Below are 16408 nucleotides of genomic sequence, written 5' to 3'. Positions count from 1 at the left end.
TTACTGTAGGAGCGCGCTTGCCCGCGATCGCGTCAGCACAGGCAATATATTCATCGGCTGACAGGCCGAATCGCGGGCAAGCGCGCTCCTACAGGGTCCGTGTTTGCTGCGCGACAGCGTGGTGTCAGGGACACCGGGGCGACTCCCACAGAACCCAAGCGGTCCAGATCTGTGGGAGCTGAGCTTGCTCGCGATGCAGACGACTCGGTATGCAGCCTTGAACCGAGTGATCGTTATCCGTCGGAACGCCCCACCTCTGGATTCACAATCACCGTACATGTGGTGCCCGCCGACAGCAGCACGTCGGCGGGCACTTCATCCAGATGAATGCGCACTGGCACGCGTTGCGCCAGGCGCACCCAGTTGAAGGTCGGGTTGACGTCGGCGATCAGTTCACGGCTCTCCGGATTGTCACGGTCATAGATGCCGCGGGCGATGCTTTCCACGTGACCTTTGAGCAACTGACCGCTCATGAGCTGCATGTCTGCGGGGTCGCCGACGCGGATATGTGGCAGTTTGGTCTCTTCAAAGAAGCCGTAAACCCAGAACGAATTCATGTCGACGACGGCCATCTTCGCTTCGCCAATGCGCGCGTAGTCACCGCGATGCACGTTGAGGTTGGTGACATAGCCGTCTACCGCTGCCAGCACCCGCGTGCGGCGCAGGTTTAGCTCGGCAGCTTCAAGCCCGGCCAGCGCCAGTTGATAATCGGCCTGGGCCGACACCGCGATGTTGCTCGCGTCGTCGCGGCTTTCGGTTGAGATCACCAGATTGTCCATGTCGGCACGACGCCTGGCGTTGACCTTGCGCATCTCCCAGGTGGCCTTGCGTGAAGCCACCAATGCCTGCGCCTGCTTGACCGCCACCTCGTAATGCTCGGGATCGATCTGCATCAACAGGTCGCCCTTTTTGACCTGTTGGTTATCACGCACCGGCACATCGACCACTGTGCCGCTGACGTCAGCGGCGACATTGATGATATCAGCGCGCACCCGACCATCCCGGGTCCAGGGCGTGTCCATGTAGTTGACCCACAAGGTGCGGCCGATCCAGATGGCCAGTGCCAGAACCAGTAACGTGGCGATCAGACTGAAGAGCTTTTTCATCAGGGCTACTCAAGAATCAACGGTAAACGGTCAGCGCCATTGCGCCGAAAATGCAGGTAAACAGGCTCAGACGCAGCAACGCCAGATGCCAGAAAAACCGGTACAGATCAAAGCCCGCCAGCAGTCGGTCAAGTGCCCAGGCAAGCACCAATGCGATCAAAAACAGGACGGTCACGCTGGGCATGTACAGGCCATGAAAAGCAATTTCACGAGGCATGAGTCAGTCCTTGCTGATGACCTTTGCGGGCATGCGCGGCCAGAGGTGATTGAGGGTCCAGCAGTGACGAGCGGATGAAGTGCAGATAGCTCTTCACCCGACGCAGCACCGAGGTATCAAAGTGAGGCGCGAATGGTTCGTCGCTGCTTTGCACACGATTGATCGCGTGATCAACGGCTGCCAGTGCACGCTGCCAGTTGCTGTGATCCGGCTGGATGAATAAACGGATCAGCGCCCTGCCCATCACCCGGATCGCTACACGCCAGGATTGCCACGGCGCATATGCCGGATGAACCGGGAGGATGTCCTGTTCGCGACGCAGCTCGATGATTGCGTGGCCGATTTCCAGTACCACGAACATCCAGCGCAGCAATTCACGTTGCACCAACGGCTTGCCAGCGGCCAGACCGTAGGCCTGATGCATGAGGTCGCGGGTCTGGCTTTCGAAACTGGACCCCAGACGATTCAGCGGCGCGCTGATGGCGAACACCACCTGACGACGCAAATCGCCCTCAAGCCGCTGCCACATCCAGCGCGCGTTGGGCGGCAAGATGATCGCGCCCGCAGCGGCACACAGCAGCATGCCAATGACCATGGCGATGTAGTCGTTGATGAAGGTGTAAGGGTTGTAGATCGTCAGGTTGTCCGGCACTGAGCCGATGCTGAAGAAGATCAGCAATCCAAGCCCGTAGCCCGACCACTGCGGCCGCGAACCGAGGAATGCACCCAGCATAAACACTGGCGCAAGGCTCAGGCACAGCAGCGGGAAGCCATCGATGTTCGGGAAGATGAAAAAGGTTTCGATGAAGCCCAGCACGGCTCCGAGCAAGGTGCCGCAGGCCATCTGAAATGACATACGGCGCGGGTTGTTGGTGGTGGATGACAACGCCACGGTGGCTGCCGACACGAGAATCATGGTTGCGCCACTGGGCCAAGCGGTCGCCACCCAATAAGCACTCATGATCGCCAGAATGAACGTGGCCCGAATGCCTGCCGCTGCCGCTGTCATCCAGCTGGTTTTGGGCAGGAACGCTTCTTCCCATTTTTCCCGGATGTGTTTGTGATCGGCCAGGGAGGCGTGGGTCTGAGCATAATCGTGCATGTCGCTGACCAACCGGTACAGCAACTCGTAAGCGGTGTGGAAATCCAGCAATTCGGCTTCGCTGGGTTGGATGTCTTCCAGAGCGGCACGCTGGGCACGTACCCGCTCTGGCAGCTCTGCCTTGAAGGCTTCCAGTTGCTGGACCAGTTGCGCGGCATCCTCTGGGGTCAGAAAACGATTGGCGAAACCGTCGAGCAACTCGGCCAAGGCTGTGAGGCCCGGCTGTGCAGCGATAAACACCCGGCTAACGCCATCGCTTCTTACGCGTTCGAGCAACTGGTGCAGCGCGTTGAAGCGGGTGGTGATTGCCATGAACTCACTGTTCAGGCGGTTGAGTCGTCCGTTACGACGGCGCATGTGGGGATCTTCAAAAACCGTGACGCTGCGTAGTCCTTCCAGGCCGATGGCTTCTGCAACAAAGCGCACGTTGCCGGTTTCAAATGCATCTCGAGGGTTAACACCACGCAGGCCATCGGCGACGAAACGAGCAAATATGCCGAAGCGTGAATACAGCGCGTTACGCATCGCCGCGCCCGAGCTTTGCGGCAGAATCGCTGCGGTGACGGCCGTGGAGCAAACGATGCCGAGGCTGATTTCCAGCACGCGCCACACGGCCGCCATGAACGAGCCTTCCGGGTGTGCCAGTGCAGGCAGGCCGACCATCGCAGCGGTATAGCCCGCGAGCACAAAACCGTAGGCGCGAAAGTTTCGATAACGCGCCGCACCTGCCGAACAGAACCCCACCCACAGCGCGAGGCAGCCGAGGAACAGTTCGGAATTCTGCGCAAACAGCGCCATCAGCACGACCATTACCGTGGAACCAGCCAAGGTGCCGAGCAGGCGATAAAAGCTTTTGGCAAAGACATGGCCGCTTTGCGGTTGCATGACGATGAAGACCGTAATCATCGCCGTGCGCGATTGAGGTAATTCCAGGCGCAGGGCCAGCCAGTAGGTGAGAAAGGCGGCGATCAGGACCTTGAAGATGTAGATCCAGGTCACCCCGTCGCTGCGCGCCCAACTATTGAATTCCCGACGCCATGGGAGTTGGGTGATTCGGTTCAAGATGTCACATGCCTGTTGCGGCGAATCACGATCAATTGTGGGAGCGGTGCTTGCCCGCGATATTGACGACACGGTTTTTCAGCTATACCGAGGTGCCTGAATCGCGGGCAAGCACCGCTCCCACAAGTACAGCGTTCGCTTGAGGTATTCACCGTCTGGCTATAGCGGGCATGCCCTGTTTTACCGGCAGGATCGCACTCCCCGGTAGGAGGCAACTTGTTGGCGAGGCGCGTTGAGCGGCGCGTCAGATGAAAAGCCTCGCGAACAAGTTCGCTCCTACCGGGATCGAGGCGTTCATTGGAGATATTCATCGGCCAAACACCGCCAGTGTGGCCGGCGTTTTCGGTGCCTGGGTTTTATCTTCGGCCGGTGTATCGCTGCCCGCGTCCAGGCCGCCGCCCAGCGCTACGACGAGTTCGGCATGGGCGCTCAGGCGGGCGGCCTGGACTTGTTGTTGAACCTGCTGCTGACGAAACAACAGAGTCTGGGCATTGAGCACGTTGAGGTAATCGGTGAGCCCGCGCTGGTAAGCGATCATTGCGATGTCGTAAGTCTTCTGCGCAGCAGCCACCGATTCGCTGGCGAACGCTTGTTGTTTGTCCATGGACTCACGTCGTATCAACTGATCGGAAATGCTCTTGAGCGCGGTTATCAGCGTCTGGTTGTACTGCGCCACCGCGAGGTCATAACCGGCAGAGGCTTCCCCCAACTGTGAACGTAAACGTCCACCATCAAAGATCGGCAAACTCACCGCAGGCCCGGCGCTGTAGTTGAATTTTTTACCCGTCAGAAATTCCAGCATGCCGCCACCTGTGGCCATGTAACCCAGGTTGGCGATCAGATCGACGTTGGGATAAAACCCGGCATGGGCCACGTCAATACCGCGAGCCTGAGCAGCGACGGCCCAGCGGCTGGCCACCACATCCGGGCGCTGACCAAGCAATTGCGCAGGTAAAGCAGAAGGTAACTTCAGGGCCGTTTTGAGGGCCAGCGTCGGGCGATGGAGGTTAGCGCCCTCCCCCGGACCTTTGCCCGCCAGCGCGGCCAACTGATTACGACTGAGGGCAATGGCCTCATCCAGCGCGTCGATCTGCCGATGGGTTTCCGGCAAAGGCGTTTCAGCCTGACTGACTTCAAAGTGGGTACCAATCCCGCCCTTCAAACGACGCTGGGCCAGATCAAGAATCTGTTGCTGCTGGGCGAGCGTAGCTTCGACGATGTCGCGCTGGGCGTAATTCAGCGAAAGCTGGATGTAGGCGCGAACGATGTTGTCCTGCAATTCGAGCTGCGCCTGACGTGCCTGGGCAGCACTCATGTGAGCCAGGTCAAGCGCCCGTTCGGATGCGTTGCTTTCCCGCCCCCAGAAATCCAGCGAGTAGCTCAAACCAAGGGACGCATTGTTGTCCCAGGTGGTGGTATTAGCGAGCGCGCCGGGACCGTAGAACTGATCAGTCGCCCAGTCATGCCGTTTGAGGGAAGCTTCACTATTGACGTGCAACGACTCGGCAGATTCAGCCATACCCGCCATTGCTTTGGCTTGACGAACTCTCGCCGCCGCGATGGCCAGACTCGGCGCTCCGGCAGCGGCCAGGTCAATCCAGTGATCCAGTTGCGGATCGTTATAGGCGTGCCACCACTGAGCAACAGGCCAGTGCGCATCCCGGTCGGCACTGCGTATGGCAGCATCGGTCGTCAGGCTATCGACAGGCAAAGCCTTGCCTTGTGGTGCGATCCCGCCGGTTCCGATACAGCCGCTGATGACTAACGTTAAAGCCCAGACACTGAAGGGCGCGGCCCTTCTGATGATGCGACGCGGCACGGATGCAACTTCCCGACGTAAGGTGAAATGACTCAGGTGGCGCGATTCTAGGGGCGCATCAACGCCCCGATAAGCCAGAAGAACTGTGAATCTTTGTTACAGAATCAGAGATAATCATCAGCCAGGCTGACATGGCCCGGTTACTTCGTGTCACAATTTGCTATCTCTCTAGAGAACTGCCCATGGATACCCTGCAAAACATGCGCGCGTTCAGTTGTGTGGCTCAGGCCGGAAGTTTTACGGCAGCCGCCGTTCAGCTCGACACGACTACCGCCAACGTTTCGCGCGCCGTCTCAAATCTCGAAGCACATCTGCAAACCCGTCTGCTTAACCGCACCACACGCCGAATCGCGCTCACAGAAGCCGGCAAGCGCTATCTTCTGCGGTGCGAACAGATTCTGGGGTATGTGGAAGAAGCCGAAGCCGAGGCCAGCGATGCTCATGCGCGGCCAGCCGGTCAGCTCAAGGTGCATTCGATGTCCAGTGTCGGTCAGCACTATGTGATCGATGCAATCGCCCGCTACCGACGCAATCACCCGGACGTGTCCTTCGACCTGACCATGGCCAATCGCGTGCCGGATCTGCTCGAGGAAGGCTATGACGTGTCCATTGTCCTGGCCAGTGAGCTGCCAGACTCGGGTTTTGTCTCGCAACGTTTGGGCATCACTTACAGCATCGCGTGTGCATCGCCGGAGTACGTCAAAAGCTTTGGCATCCCGCTCAAGCCTACTGACTTGCTCAACCACGCGTGCCTGCGATTGGTCAGCCCGGTGTTCCCGCTGGAAAAATGGCTGTTCGACGGCCCGGAAGGTCAGGAAATGGTCACGATCCATACCTCGCCATTTCTGGTCAACTCGGCAGACGCCATGAAGACGGCGATCAGCAGCGGCATGGGTGTGGGTATCTTGCCGATCTATTCCGCCATCGAAGGCTTACGCAATGGCACGCTGGTGCGGGTGCTGCCCGAATACCGCTCGCAGGAACTTAACCTGTACGCGATCTACCCGTCGCGCCAGTATCTGGATGCCAAGATCAAGACATGGGTGGAATACCTGCGCGGCTCGCTGCCGGAAATCCTCGCCGCCCATGAAGCGGATCTGCATACGCATGCTATGCGGTCCATCGCCTGATCGTTGGAATCCCCTGCTGTAGGAGCTGACGAGCAACGCGAGGCTGCGATGGCGGTTCATCTGACACACCGCCATCGCAGCCTCGCGTTGCTCGTCAGCTCCTACAGGCCGATGTTTACGTCTCGACGACGGGAATGTTAGCGTGCTACTCATCTGTAACCCTTTATAAAAAGCGTGCGAGAGTAGCTACCCCATGAAAAAGACCGTACTTGCCTTCAGCCGTGTATCCCCCGAAATGGCCGAACGGCTGGAACAAGACTTCAACGTGATCGTGCCCGACCCGAAGCTGGGCGACTTGAATGCGCAGTTCAATGACGCACTGCCCAAGTGCCACGGCATGATCGGCGCAGGTCGTCAGTTAGGGCGTGAGCAACTGACAGCTGCTACCCAGCTCGAAGTGGTGTCGAGCATCTCCGTCGGTTACGACAACTACGACGTCAGCTACTTCAACGAGCGCGGCATCATGCTCACCAACACTCCGGACGTGCTGACAGAAAGCACCGCCGACCTGGGCTTTTCGCTGATCATGAGCAGCGCCCGTCGGGTTGCAGAACTGGACGCCTGGACCAAGGCCGGTCAGTGGAAACGCAGTGTGGAAGCCGCGCAATTCGGGACTGATGTATACGGCAAAACGTTGGGTATCGTCGGTATGGGCAACATCGGCGCAGCGGTTGCGCGCCGTGGTCATCTGGGTTTCAACATGCCGATCCTGTACAGCGGCAACAGCCGCAAGACCGAGCTGGAGCAGGAACTGGGCGCGCAATTTCGCAGCCTTGATCAACTGCTTGCCGAGTCGGACTTCGTCTGCCTTGTGGTGCCGTTGAGCGAGAAAACCAAACACCTGATCAGCAGCCGCGAGCTGGGCCTGATGAAGTCCAGCGCAATTCTGATCAACATCGCCCGTGGCCCGATCGTCGACGAAGCGGCGCTGATCGAGGCCTTGCAGAACGGTACCATTCGTGGCGCCGGGCTGGACGTCTACGAGAAGGAACCGCTGAGCGAGTCGCCGTTGTTCAGTTTGAAAAACGCCGTGACCCTGCCACACATCGGCTCGGCAACCACTGAAACCCGGCAAGCCATGGCGGACCTTGCCTACACCAACCTGCGTGCTGCGTTGCTGGGTGAGAAGCCGAAGAACCTGGTGAATCCGCTGGTCTGGAAAGATTGATGTAGCCCTGTAGGAGCTGCCGAAGGCTGCGATTGCGGTATACCTGAAAAACGCTTCGCAGCCTGCGGCAGCTCCTACAGATAATGCATTTCCCTTACCTCAAACCAGCTTCGCCCCCACCGGCACCACCACCTTCGGCTTCCTGAACACCAGCACATTCCCCAGCATCACCAACACCAGCCCCATCAACGCCGGAGCCGTCCATTGGTAGCCTTCGGCGAACGCCGAGATGTTCAGCGCCACCACCGGGAACAGCACCGTGCAATACGCTGCGCGCTCCGGGCCCATGCGCCCGACCAGCGTCAGGTAGGCGGTGAAGCCGATTACTGAGCCCGGAATCACTAGATACAGTAACGAGCTGATGTAACGGGTCGTCCACTCAAAACCAAACGGCGTACCGCTGAGCAAGCAATACAGACTGAGCATCCCGGCGCCGTAGAGCATGCCCCAGGCGTTAGTGGTCAGCGGCCGCAGACCGGCTTTCTGCTGCATGCTGGAAAGCATGTTGCCGGCCGAAAAACACATCGTACCCAGTAACGCCAGGCCAAGGCCCATCAGGGTCTCGTGGCTGGCGCTGTGCCCGGACAACTCAGGCCAGAACATACAGCCCAGCCCCATCAAACCCAGCGCACCACCGGTCAATACGTTGCGGGCGATTTTCTGTTTGAAGAACACCCGTGCATTCAGGGCGTTCCACAGGGTTGCGGTGGAAAACACCACCGCAATCAACCCGCTGGGAATCCACTGACTGGCCGTGAGGAAACACATGAAATTGATGCAGAACAGGCACAGCCCCTGCGCGACGCAAAGCATGTGCCCACGCTGATTGACCTTCTGCAGCTTGCCGCTGATCAGCAGCATCGCGAACAACACCAGTGCCGCGAGGCCGAATCGGTAAACGATGGAGACCGCGATTGCCACTTCGCCAAGCTGTAATTTCAGTGCGATCCAGGTGGTGCCCCAGATCAGGACGGTCAGCAAATAAAGCGAAATGTTCATGATGCGGCTCCCGATTTGAGCCATCAGTTTGCCGCGTGCACGAACCGACCATTTGCATAATCTTGCGCATTTGCTTCAGCGGTAGCTGGCAGAGAGTGCTGTAAAGCGTAGGATGCGAGCCATGCCAGCCATCGAATCCATCCAGGTCTTTCAGGCCCTTAACAGTTCACCTCATGCTCAACTGGAGCAGAGCGCGGTGCTGGGCGATGGTTTGGTCGCAGCTTTGTGGAACAACCGTCACGACTCCCAGGAGTATCACGGTCCAAGCCATCACACATTGTCGTGCTACATCGACGGTGGCACAGGCACATTTCGTCGCGATCGCCCCGATCAGAAAGGCAGCCCCAACAAGCTTTGCACCCTGCCCGCCGGGCACGAATCAGCCTGGGTGATCAATGGCGAGATTCGTCTGGCGCACCTTTACATCAGCCCGGAACAGTTCGCCTTGGGTTGCATCACCCTGCTGGACCGTGAACCTCGAGAGCTGCAATTAAGGGAGAACACGTTTCACGATGATCCCGAGCAGGCCCAACGCTTTCGCCAATTGATCCAGATGAACTGGAGTGAGCCCGGCGAGCGCTTGCTGACCAGTAGCCTGGCTCATGAAATGCTCAGCCGGGCCTTGTTCGACCAGGTGGGCATGCGTGAGGGTTTGCGTTTGAAAGGCGGGCTGGCCGCGCATCAGCGCCGACAGTTAGTGGATTTCATCGAAACCCATCTGGCCGAACCTCTCAGCCTTGGGCAACTGGCGGGGCTGTGTGCGCTGTCTGAATACCACTTCGCGAGGATGTTTCGCGAAAGCTTCGGCTTGCCGCCCCATCAATACCTGCTGGCCCGACGCCTCAACCATGCCCGACAGCTGCTGCGCACGACTCGCATGGCGTTCGGGGCAATCGCGATCGAGTGTGGATTTGCCAGCGCCAGTCATTTCAACAATCGCTTCAGGCAGGCAATGGGCGCGACGCCGGGGGAATATCGATTGGCGTTTGTCGGGGGGAACACGACGCCCCGGTAGGAGCCAACTTGTTGGCGAGGCGTCAGACCTGTGTATCAGAAATATCGTCTCGCCAACAAGTTGGCTCCTACCGGGAAAATCTGTGCTGCGCCACAGCGCGGCATCACGCCAACAATCGATTAATCAAAATCAGCGGCCCCACGAAAACACCTGCCGCTGCAAGCACCAACACCAGCCGCGGCCCGAACGGAATCAGAAACACCAGCAGCAACGCGCTGCCCATCAGCGCCGCGCACCACTGCACCAGCCCCAAGCCCAAAGATGTCGACGCCAGCGCCGCCCACAGCGAAAGGCCCAGGCACAGCCAGCCAACGAACTTCAGCACACGACTGCGGCTGGCACTTAGCTTGCCGTGCAGCAACTCGCCGTAATGTTTGGTCATGGACAGGCACAGCGCGGTGAAGCCTACGTAGCACAGCAAAGTCGCCAGCAACATCAATGCACTTCCCCTTCAAGTCGACCTGTTGATAAAGGCCGCTCGACCACAATGGGCGGCACCGGGCGAAATTTCTTTGCGCCCCAGGCCATGAACAGCCCGGTAAACAAAACGGTGAGGTCGAAGCCGATCAACACCCAGTCCTGATTCTGCAGCGAAGCCAGCAGGTAATTGCCACTGGTGATGATGTCCAGCAACGGCAAACCGGCAAATAACACCGCGCCCAGCATCAACTGCTCACGCCATGCCTGACGGCCTTTGCGCAATAGCGCATGCAGCACTGAAAAGCCCCAGACGCTAAAGAACAGATTGATCTCCCAATCACTTCGCTCGGCCAGCCCCACCGGCAACAAGCGATTGGCCCAGAAGAATGCAGCCACGGCGATCATCAGCCCGGCCATACCGGCAATGTTTAACACTTCCACCAGTTGCAGCTCGAAAGGCAAGACCCCGGTTGTGGCATGCTTGACCTGCCGCTTGGCCAGCCACATCACCAGTCCGGTGCCAATCATGGCCGTTCCGGCAATGCCAAACACGAAGTACAGCCAGCGCAATAAAGGCCCGGCGAACTCCCCAAGGTGCAGCCCGTACATGGCGCCGGACACCAGCAATGGTCCGGAGCGCTGGGTCGGCAACGTCAGCACCTCACCACTTACCCCGTTGAACACCACGTTAATACCCGGATCGTGAATGACGCTGCTGCCAGCACCGGGAGACACCACGACCGTTGCGGCTGCATCACCCGGGTTATAGACCACCAGGCGCCCCACCTCTTTATCGGGCCATTGTTGCCCACCCGCGCGCACGATCGGCGCAAGGGGTGCCAGGGCAGCAGCCGTACCGGTTGCCTTGGTGATGTTGGTATTCGGAAAAACATCGGCAAAGAACGCCTGAGTGTCCTTGCCATAAGAGGCCACGATGCTCGCCGGCATGACCAACGACATGAAGATCACCAGACTGCTGTAAGTGATCATCAGGTGAAACGGCAACGCCAGCACGCCGATTGCGTTATGCCCGTCCAGCCAGGAACGCTGCCCTTTTCGCGGACGAAAAGTGAAGAACTCCTTGAAGATTTTCTTGTGGGTGATGATCCCGGTGATCAGCGCGATGAACATCAGCATCGCCGCAATAGTCGACAACCAGCGGCCCCATGGATGCGGCATTTGCAGCTGGAAGTGGAACCGGTAGAAAAACTCTCCGCCCATGCTGCTGCGCGTCTGGATTTCTTCGCCGGTTTGCGGATCCAGGCTCTTGCGCATGAATGCGCCACGCTTGCCCTCTTGTTCTGCGGTCTGCCACATCAGCCCCAAGGCAGGTTTGCGCTCATCGGGCAGATCGATAAACCAGCGCGTGGCATTCGCCGCATGTTGCTGCAGATAAGCCTGGGCCCGATCGACACTGGCCTCGGTATCGACCACCCGTGCCGGGATTTCAGGATGAGTCCAGCGGTTTATTTCGTCCTTGAAGTAGGACATTGTTCCGGTCAGGAATATCGCGAACAACAGCCAGCCAAAGACCAGACCAATCCAGGTGTGCAGCCAGGCCATGGCCTGACGAAAACCTTCCTTCATGACAACCACCGCCCCAGGCCGAAAACGGCCGCCAGAATGGCAGCGGGCAGCAGGATGCCCGCCCAGGCGCGCCAGGCAGTCCGGCAGGCAAAGCACCAGATCACTGCAAGCAAGTAAGCCACAAACGAAAGCATCATGCCGGTGACAACGGCATCAGCCCGGGACATCGGCACCCACTGGCTGATGCACACGCTGCTCAGCGCAGCGATCAGGTAACCGCCGAACAGTGCAGCGACAATGCGCGAAGTGACCGCCAGCCGATACATCAGTGAAACACCGGCAGCTTTGGCTTTTCGCGTTGATTTACGGGCTTGCGGAGCGTCCATCGTCGCGTCGTTCATCAATGCGCAATCGTCAACAAAGGACGTCGCACAGTGAAACATAGGCGTTGAATCGGCATGGGGTAAGTCCTGATCGGGGGGCTATCGCACGTGACATTTTCTGACGTCGCGCACGAACAGAACGCAATATTAATGATAAATATTCTCATACGCAAAAGAGTCTGCCAGAATCCGCGCAATTAAATGGTTCATCGCGGACTGCAGCACCCATGTCTATCGCCCCATACGCGCTTAACGAAACTGTCGAAGGCCTGTATTACGCCCATCACAATTGGCTGACGGGCTGGTTGCGGCGTCGTCTGGGCTGCCCGCACAGCGCGGCTGATCTGGCGCAAGACACCTTCGTCAAAGTCCTGCTGGCCCGCGATACGCCTGAGATTATCGAGCCCAGGGCGTTTCTAACCACCATTGCCAAGCGCGTGCTGTTCAACCACTACCGTCGACAGGACCTTGAGCGCGCCTATTACCAGACGCTGGCGGAAATGCCCGAGTGTGTCGCCCCTTCGGAAGAAGAGCGGGCAATCATTCTGGAAACCTTGCTGGAGCTAGACCAGTTGCTCGATGGTCTGCCGGTTGCGGTCAAGCAAGCCTTCCTGTTGTCGCAAGTCGATGGCCTGAGCCACGGAGAAATCGCCGCGCAACTGGGTATTTCCATCGCCACGGTGAAGCGTCATTTGAACAAGGCGCTGCTGCGCTGCTATTTCGCCTTATGAATTCGAACGGCGAATCCCTGAACAAATCAGACATCGCACCGGCCGTGGCCGAGCAGGCGGTGAGCTGGCTGATCGAAATGCAGAGCGGCACCCTCGGCCCGTTGCGCCAGCAAGCCTGGCAACTCTGGTTGAACAGCAACACGGAACACCAGCGGGCGTGGGCGCATATCCAGCGGGTCAACCAGCGCCTGAGCGGGTTGTCCTCTCCGCTGGCACATGCTGCTATCAACGCGCCAAGATCCAGCGGCCGACGTCAGGCGCTGAAACTGCTGTTGCTGCTGGGCGCTGGCTCTGCGGCCGGCTGGGGTTTGCGCGATCAGCTCTCGTTGCAACCGTTGCTGGCCGATTATCACAACGGGGTCGGCGAGCAGCGCAAGATCGCGCTGGACGATGGCAGTGAAATCCACCTGAATACGGCGAGTGCCATCGACCTGCGCTTTGATGCTCAGCAACGCCTGATCAAGTTGTTGCAAGGCGAGATCCTGCTGACGGTGGCCGACGATCCACGTCCGCTGAATCTGGTCACGGCCGAGGGCAGCGTTCGGCCGATGTCGGCCGCCAGCCGTTTCGATGTGCGCCAGTTCGACGGTAAAACCCAACTGGCGGTGTTCAGCGGCACGGTACAGATCACCCCGACGACGTTCACCGGTCCTGGCTTGCAGTTGCAGGCCGCCCAGCAGGTCGTGTTCAACCGCAATACGTGGGAACCGGTGCGGGCACTGGACGCCAACAGCGGCGCGTGGGCCGATGGCATGCTGGTCGCCGCGCACATGCGCCTGCAGGACTTCCTCGCCGAACTGAGCCGCTACCGCCGCGGCCATTTGCAATGTGACGCGAAAGTGGCGGACCTGCTGATTTCAGGAAGTTATCCACTGGCCAACAGTGAGCGGATTCTGGACTTGCTGGAAGTGGCGTTGCCGGTGAAGGTCAAGCGGTTTACCCGGTATTGGGTGAGTGTTGAGGCGCGGGTTTAGCTCCAAGTTCATTAAACAACACGCATTTGAAATGAACCGAGATTCCTGTGGGAGCGAGGCTTGCCCGCGATAGGGCTGGATGCGATCTAACGTGAACCTTGCCTGGCCTTATCGCGGGCAAGCCTCGCTCCCACATAGACTGCATTCCAACCGGAATAATTATTTTTCAAAACCGGTGAGCCGTTTTCGGTTCCTCGCGTGACAGACAGGGAAAGCACCTTAATCCTCTCGCCCAAGGACTCCCTGTATGTCAGTTCGCCCCAGCCGTTTGTCCCCCCTGTCCCGCTCGTTGCGGCATATCGTGTTTGGTGCCGGTCTGTCGCTGTGCAGCGTGCCGCTGTTGCAGGCCGCTGATGTCGGCAGCAAGGCGTATCACATTGCCCCGAGCGCGCTGGAAACCGCACTGAATCAATTCGGTCGCGAAGCAGGTGTCCTGATTTCGTTTGGTTCGCAAATCACCAGCGGTCTGCAGAGCCGAGGGCTGGAAGGTCAATACACTCCTGAGCAGGGGCTGGCGGCGTTGCTCGAAGGTACCGGCCTGCAAGCCAGTCCCAATGGCCAGAATGGCTTTACTTTGCAACCGGTAAGCGCACAGGGTAATGGTCCGATTGAGCTGGGGGCATCCAACGTCGTCGGTGACTGGCTGGGCGAGGCGCAACAAACTGATGTCTTCGAGCATCCAGGTGCGCGGGACGTGATCCGTCGCGAGGAAATCGAGCGCATGGGTGCAAGCTCCGCACGCGAAGTGCTCAATCGCATCCCGGGCGTCAACGCTCCGGAAAACAACGGCACCGGCAGCCATGACATGGCGCTGAACTTCGGCATACGCGGCCTCAACCCGCGTCTTGCATCACGCTCGACGGTGTTGATGGACGGTATCCCGGTGCCCTTCGCGCCTTACGGTCAGCCGCAGCTGTCCTTTGCCCCGATCAGCATGGGCAACATGGATGCGGTGGACGTGGTTCGCGGTGGCGGCGCGGTGCGCTACGGCCCGCAGAACGTCGGCGGCGTCGTCAACTTCGTGACCCGCGCCATCCCTGACGAACCCACCCTCAAAGGCGGTTTCCAGACCGAAACCAGCCCTTCTTCCAGCCACGATGGCTTCAAGACTACGGGTAACGTGTTGGCCGGTGGCACCGCCGACAATGGCCTGGGCGGCGCGATTCTGTACACCGGCGTTCGCGGCGGAGACTGGCGCGAACACAGCGACACGCAGATCGACGACCTGATCCTCAAGGGTAAATACCAGATCGACGAAGCCAACAGCGTTAACGCCATGGCTCAGTACTACGAAGGCGAAGCAGAGATGCCGGGCGGCCTCAACGTTGCCGATTACAAAGACGACCCGTACCAGTCGACGCGCTTGAAAGACAAATTCTGGGGCCGTCGCACCATGGTCAATTTCGGCTATCGCTACGAAGAAGACGCGCGGGTTTTCACCGCCAATACGTTCTTCACCAAAACCCTGCGCAGTGGTTATCTGGAACAAGGCAGTTTCGTGTCGCTGTCACCTCGCGAGTACTGGGTCCGCGGTCTGGAAACGCGCTTCTCCCAAGGTTTTGCGCTGGGTGAAACCTGGCACGAAGTCGGCGTCGGTTACCGTTACATCAACGAAGCCGGCCATGAGATGCGCTACCGCGAGAACACTGTCGATAACGTCCTGCCGACCACTGGCAGCCGTTTCGACCGCGATACCCGAGGTGCCACAGAAGCCAATGCAATCTACATCGATGACCGTATCGACATCGGCAAATGGACCATTACGCCGGGTATTCGCTACGAGATGATCGACACCGCGCAGTCCGATAACTTCAACAACCGCAAATACCAGGGTGACTACAAAACCGCCCTGCCCGCGTTGAACGTGCTGTATCACCTGACCGATAGCTGGAACCTGTACGCCAACACCGAAGGCTCGTTCGGCAGCGTCCAATACAGCCAGATGTCCAGCCGCATCGCCGGGGGTGAAGTCAAACCCGAGAAAGCCCGGACCTGGGAATTGGGCACGCGCTACGACAACGGTAACCTGCGTGCAGAGATTGGCGCGTTCCTGATCAACTTCGATAACCAGTACGAAACCAACCAGACCGACAGCAGCGTGATCGCCCGTGGCGAAACCCGTCATCAGGGTATCGAGACCAGCGTCAACTATGCGTTGGCTGGCCTGAATCCGGCGCTGGCAGGGTTTGATGTGTACGCCACGTATGCCTTCGTCGATGCGACGATTCGTGAAGACGGTCCGAACAAGGGCAACCGCGTGCCGTTCGCGTCGAAACACAAAGGCACCCTGGGTGTGGCGTATACCGAAGGCCCATGGAAGCTGAATCTGGACAGTTCTTATCAGAGCGACCAATTCGCCGACAACGCCAACACCCAGACAGAAACCGCCAATGGTGCCGCGGGCAAGATCCCGGGTTACATGCTGTTCAGCACCCGCGCCGCCTACGACTTCGGCCCGCAATTGTCTGATCTGAACGTGGCCGTCGGGGTGAAGAACATCTTCAACCACGAGTACTTCACCCGTTCGTTTGACGACAACAACCGCGGCAAATATGTCGGCGAACCGCGCACGGTGTATGTGCAGACCTCTGTGGCGTTTTGATACATCGCGTCGCCTGCATCGCTGGCAAGCCCGGCTCCCACAGTGATCGCATTCCCCCTGTAGGAGCCGGGCTTGGTCTGGGCGGCATTCCGACGATGAACGATAACGCGGTGTGGCTTATGACTGCGTCTCATGCATCGCGGGCAAGCCCGG

Annotated in this window: 14 protein-coding genes; 6 read left to right on the top strand and 8 right to left on the bottom strand. The window is 59.0% G+C overall.

What is annotated here, in order from left to right; all coding sequences use genetic code 11:
• Positions 1-233: 233 nt before the first annotated feature.
• The 4 genes from KDX30_RS07560 to KDX30_RS07545 all read right to left on the bottom strand — a co-directional run bounded on the left by KDX30_RS07560 (position 234) and on the right by KDX30_RS07545 (position 5306).
• Entirely contained in the window at positions 234-1106 is an 873-nt protein-coding gene (locus KDX30_RS07560) for an efflux RND transporter periplasmic adaptor subunit (protein ID WP_027900197.1), read from the bottom strand.
• A 16-nt stretch (positions 1107-1122) separates the two neighbouring features.
• Positions 1123-1323 (bottom strand): DUF1656 domain-containing protein, encoded by a 201-nt coding sequence (locus KDX30_RS07555; RefSeq protein WP_231675409.1) that lies wholly within the window; start codon positions 1321-1323, stop codon positions 1123-1125.
• A complete protein-coding gene (locus KDX30_RS07550) occupies positions 1313-3490 on the bottom strand; it encodes an FUSC family protein (protein WP_231675460.1) in 2178 nt (725 codons plus the stop codon). The genes KDX30_RS07555 and KDX30_RS07550 overlap by 11 nt, the downstream gene beginning before the upstream one ends.
• Positions 3491-3794: 304 nt before the next feature.
• Positions 3795-5306 carry an efflux transporter outer membrane subunit gene (locus tag KDX30_RS07545; protein ID WP_231675408.1) on the bottom strand — a complete coding sequence of 504 codons (1512 nt, stop codon included), beginning with the start codon at positions 5304-5306 and terminating at the stop codon, positions 3795-3797.
• 182 nt (positions 5307-5488) lie between these two features.
• On the opposite strand from KDX30_RS07545, the gene KDX30_RS07540 reads away from it, so the two are divergent.
• Both KDX30_RS07540 and KDX30_RS07535 read left to right on the top strand, forming a co-directional pair.
• Entirely contained in the window at positions 5489-6436 is a 948-nt protein-coding gene (locus tag KDX30_RS07540; protein WP_027900201.1) for a LysR family transcriptional regulator, read from the top strand.
• Positions 6437-6629: 193 nt separating this feature from the next.
• Entirely contained in the window at positions 6630-7604 is a 975-nt protein-coding gene (locus KDX30_RS07535) for a 2-hydroxyacid dehydrogenase (RefSeq protein ID WP_231675407.1), read from the top strand.
• A 99-nt stretch (positions 7605-7703) separates the two neighbouring features.
• Here the strand turns inward: KDX30_RS07535 and KDX30_RS07530 are convergent, their stop codons facing one another.
• Positions 7704-8603 (bottom strand): DMT family transporter, encoded by a 900-nt coding sequence (locus KDX30_RS07530; protein ID WP_231675406.1) that lies wholly within the window; start codon positions 8601-8603, stop codon positions 7704-7706.
• Positions 8604-8724: 121 nt separating this feature from the next.
• Here KDX30_RS07530 and KDX30_RS07525 point away from each other — a divergent pair, with 121 nt between their 5' ends.
• Positions 8725-9618, top strand: coding sequence for an AraC family transcriptional regulator (locus KDX30_RS07525; protein WP_231675405.1), 894 nt, complete (start codon positions 8725-8727; stop codon positions 9616-9618).
• A gap of 103 nt (positions 9619-9721) precedes the next feature.
• Here KDX30_RS07525 and KDX30_RS07520 read toward each other — a convergent pair whose 3' ends face one another.
• The 3 genes from KDX30_RS07520 to KDX30_RS07510 are packed head-to-tail and all read right to left on the bottom strand — an operon-like array spanning position 9722 to position 11966.
• Positions 9722-10054: a DUF3325 domain-containing protein gene (locus KDX30_RS07520; RefSeq protein WP_231675404.1), complete on the bottom strand. Its 333-nt coding sequence runs from the start codon at positions 10052-10054 to the stop codon at positions 9722-9724.
• The gene (locus KDX30_RS07515; protein ID WP_231675403.1) at positions 10054-11625 is read right to left on the bottom strand and encodes a PepSY-associated TM helix domain-containing protein; all 1572 of its coding nucleotides are present in this window, start codon (positions 11623-11625) and stop codon (positions 10054-10056) included. The genes KDX30_RS07520 and KDX30_RS07515 overlap by 1 nt, the downstream gene beginning before the upstream one ends.
• Entirely contained in the window at positions 11622-11966 is a 345-nt protein-coding gene (locus KDX30_RS07510) for a DUF3649 domain-containing protein (protein WP_406643781.1), read from the bottom strand. The genes KDX30_RS07515 and KDX30_RS07510 overlap by 4 nt, the downstream gene beginning before the upstream one ends.
• 209 nt (positions 11967-12175) lie before the next feature.
• Between KDX30_RS07510 and KDX30_RS07505 the strand changes: the two genes are divergently transcribed.
• From KDX30_RS07505 to fecA, 3 genes are all read left to right on the top strand, one after another.
• Entirely contained in the window at positions 12176-12679 is a 504-nt protein-coding gene (locus KDX30_RS07505) for a sigma-70 family RNA polymerase sigma factor (RefSeq protein ID WP_099270445.1), read from the top strand.
• The gene (locus tag KDX30_RS07500; RefSeq protein ID WP_231675402.1) at positions 12676-13653 is read left to right on the top strand and encodes a FecR domain-containing protein; all 978 of its coding nucleotides are present in this window, start codon (positions 12676-12678) and stop codon (positions 13651-13653) included. The genes KDX30_RS07505 and KDX30_RS07500 overlap by 4 nt, the downstream gene beginning before the upstream one ends.
• Positions 13654-13900: 247 nt before the next feature.
• Complete coding sequence (fecA, locus tag KDX30_RS07495) at positions 13901-16255, top strand: TonB-dependent Fe(3+) dicitrate receptor FecA (RefSeq protein ID WP_231675401.1); 2355 nt, start codon at positions 13901-13903, stop codon at positions 16253-16255.
• The last annotated feature ends 153 nt before the right edge of the window (positions 16256-16408 follow it).

The organism is Pseudomonas quasicaspiana, assembly GCF_021147825.1.
GTDB lineage: Bacteria > Pseudomonadota > Gammaproteobacteria > Pseudomonadales > Pseudomonadaceae > Aquipseudomonas > Aquipseudomonas quasicaspiana.
The sequence above is the reverse complement of the archived record's forward strand: the minus strand, read 5'-3'. Positions and strand labels throughout refer to the sequence as shown.

Excerpts from the sequence above, each read along its gene's own strand:
- KDX30_RS07520 (WP_231675404.1), bottom strand. The coding sequence starts at position 10,054 with ATGTTGCTGGCGACTTTGCTGTGCTACGTAGGCTTCACCGCGCTGTGC.
- KDX30_RS07540 (WP_027900201.1), top strand. The coding sequence starts at position 5,489 with ATGGATACCCTGCAAAACATGCGCGCGTTCAGTTGTGTGGCTCAGGCC.
- KDX30_RS07500 (WP_231675402.1), top strand. The coding sequence starts at position 12,676 with ATGAATTCGAACGGCGAATCCCTGAACAAATCAGACATCGCACCGGCC.
- KDX30_RS07530 (WP_231675406.1), bottom strand. The coding sequence starts at position 8,603 with ATGAACATTTCGCTTTATTTGCTGACCGTCCTGATCTGGGGCACCACC.
- KDX30_RS07510 (WP_406643781.1), bottom strand. The coding sequence starts at position 11,966 with ATGAACGACGCGACGATGGACGCTCCGCAAGCCCGTAAATCAACGCGA.
- KDX30_RS07505 (WP_099270445.1), top strand. The coding sequence starts at position 12,176 with ATGTCTATCGCCCCATACGCGCTTAACGAAACTGTCGAAGGCCTGTAT.
- KDX30_RS07525 (WP_231675405.1), top strand. The coding sequence starts at position 8,725 with ATGCCAGCCATCGAATCCATCCAGGTCTTTCAGGCCCTTAACAGTTCA.
- KDX30_RS07555 (WP_231675409.1), bottom strand. The coding sequence starts at position 1,323 with ATGCCTCGTGAAATTGCTTTTCATGGCCTGTACATGCCCAGCGTGACC.
- KDX30_RS07515 (WP_231675403.1), bottom strand. The coding sequence starts at position 11,625 with ATGAAGGAAGGTTTTCGTCAGGCCATGGCCTGGCTGCACACCTGGATT.
- KDX30_RS07560 (WP_027900197.1), bottom strand. The coding sequence starts at position 1,106 with ATGAAAAAGCTCTTCAGTCTGATCGCCACGTTACTGGTTCTGGCACTG.
- KDX30_RS07535 (WP_231675407.1), top strand. The coding sequence starts at position 6,630 with ATGAAAAAGACCGTACTTGCCTTCAGCCGTGTATCCCCCGAAATGGCC.
- fecA (WP_231675401.1), top strand. The coding sequence starts at position 13,901 with ATGTCAGTTCGCCCCAGCCGTTTGTCCCCCCTGTCCCGCTCGTTGCGG.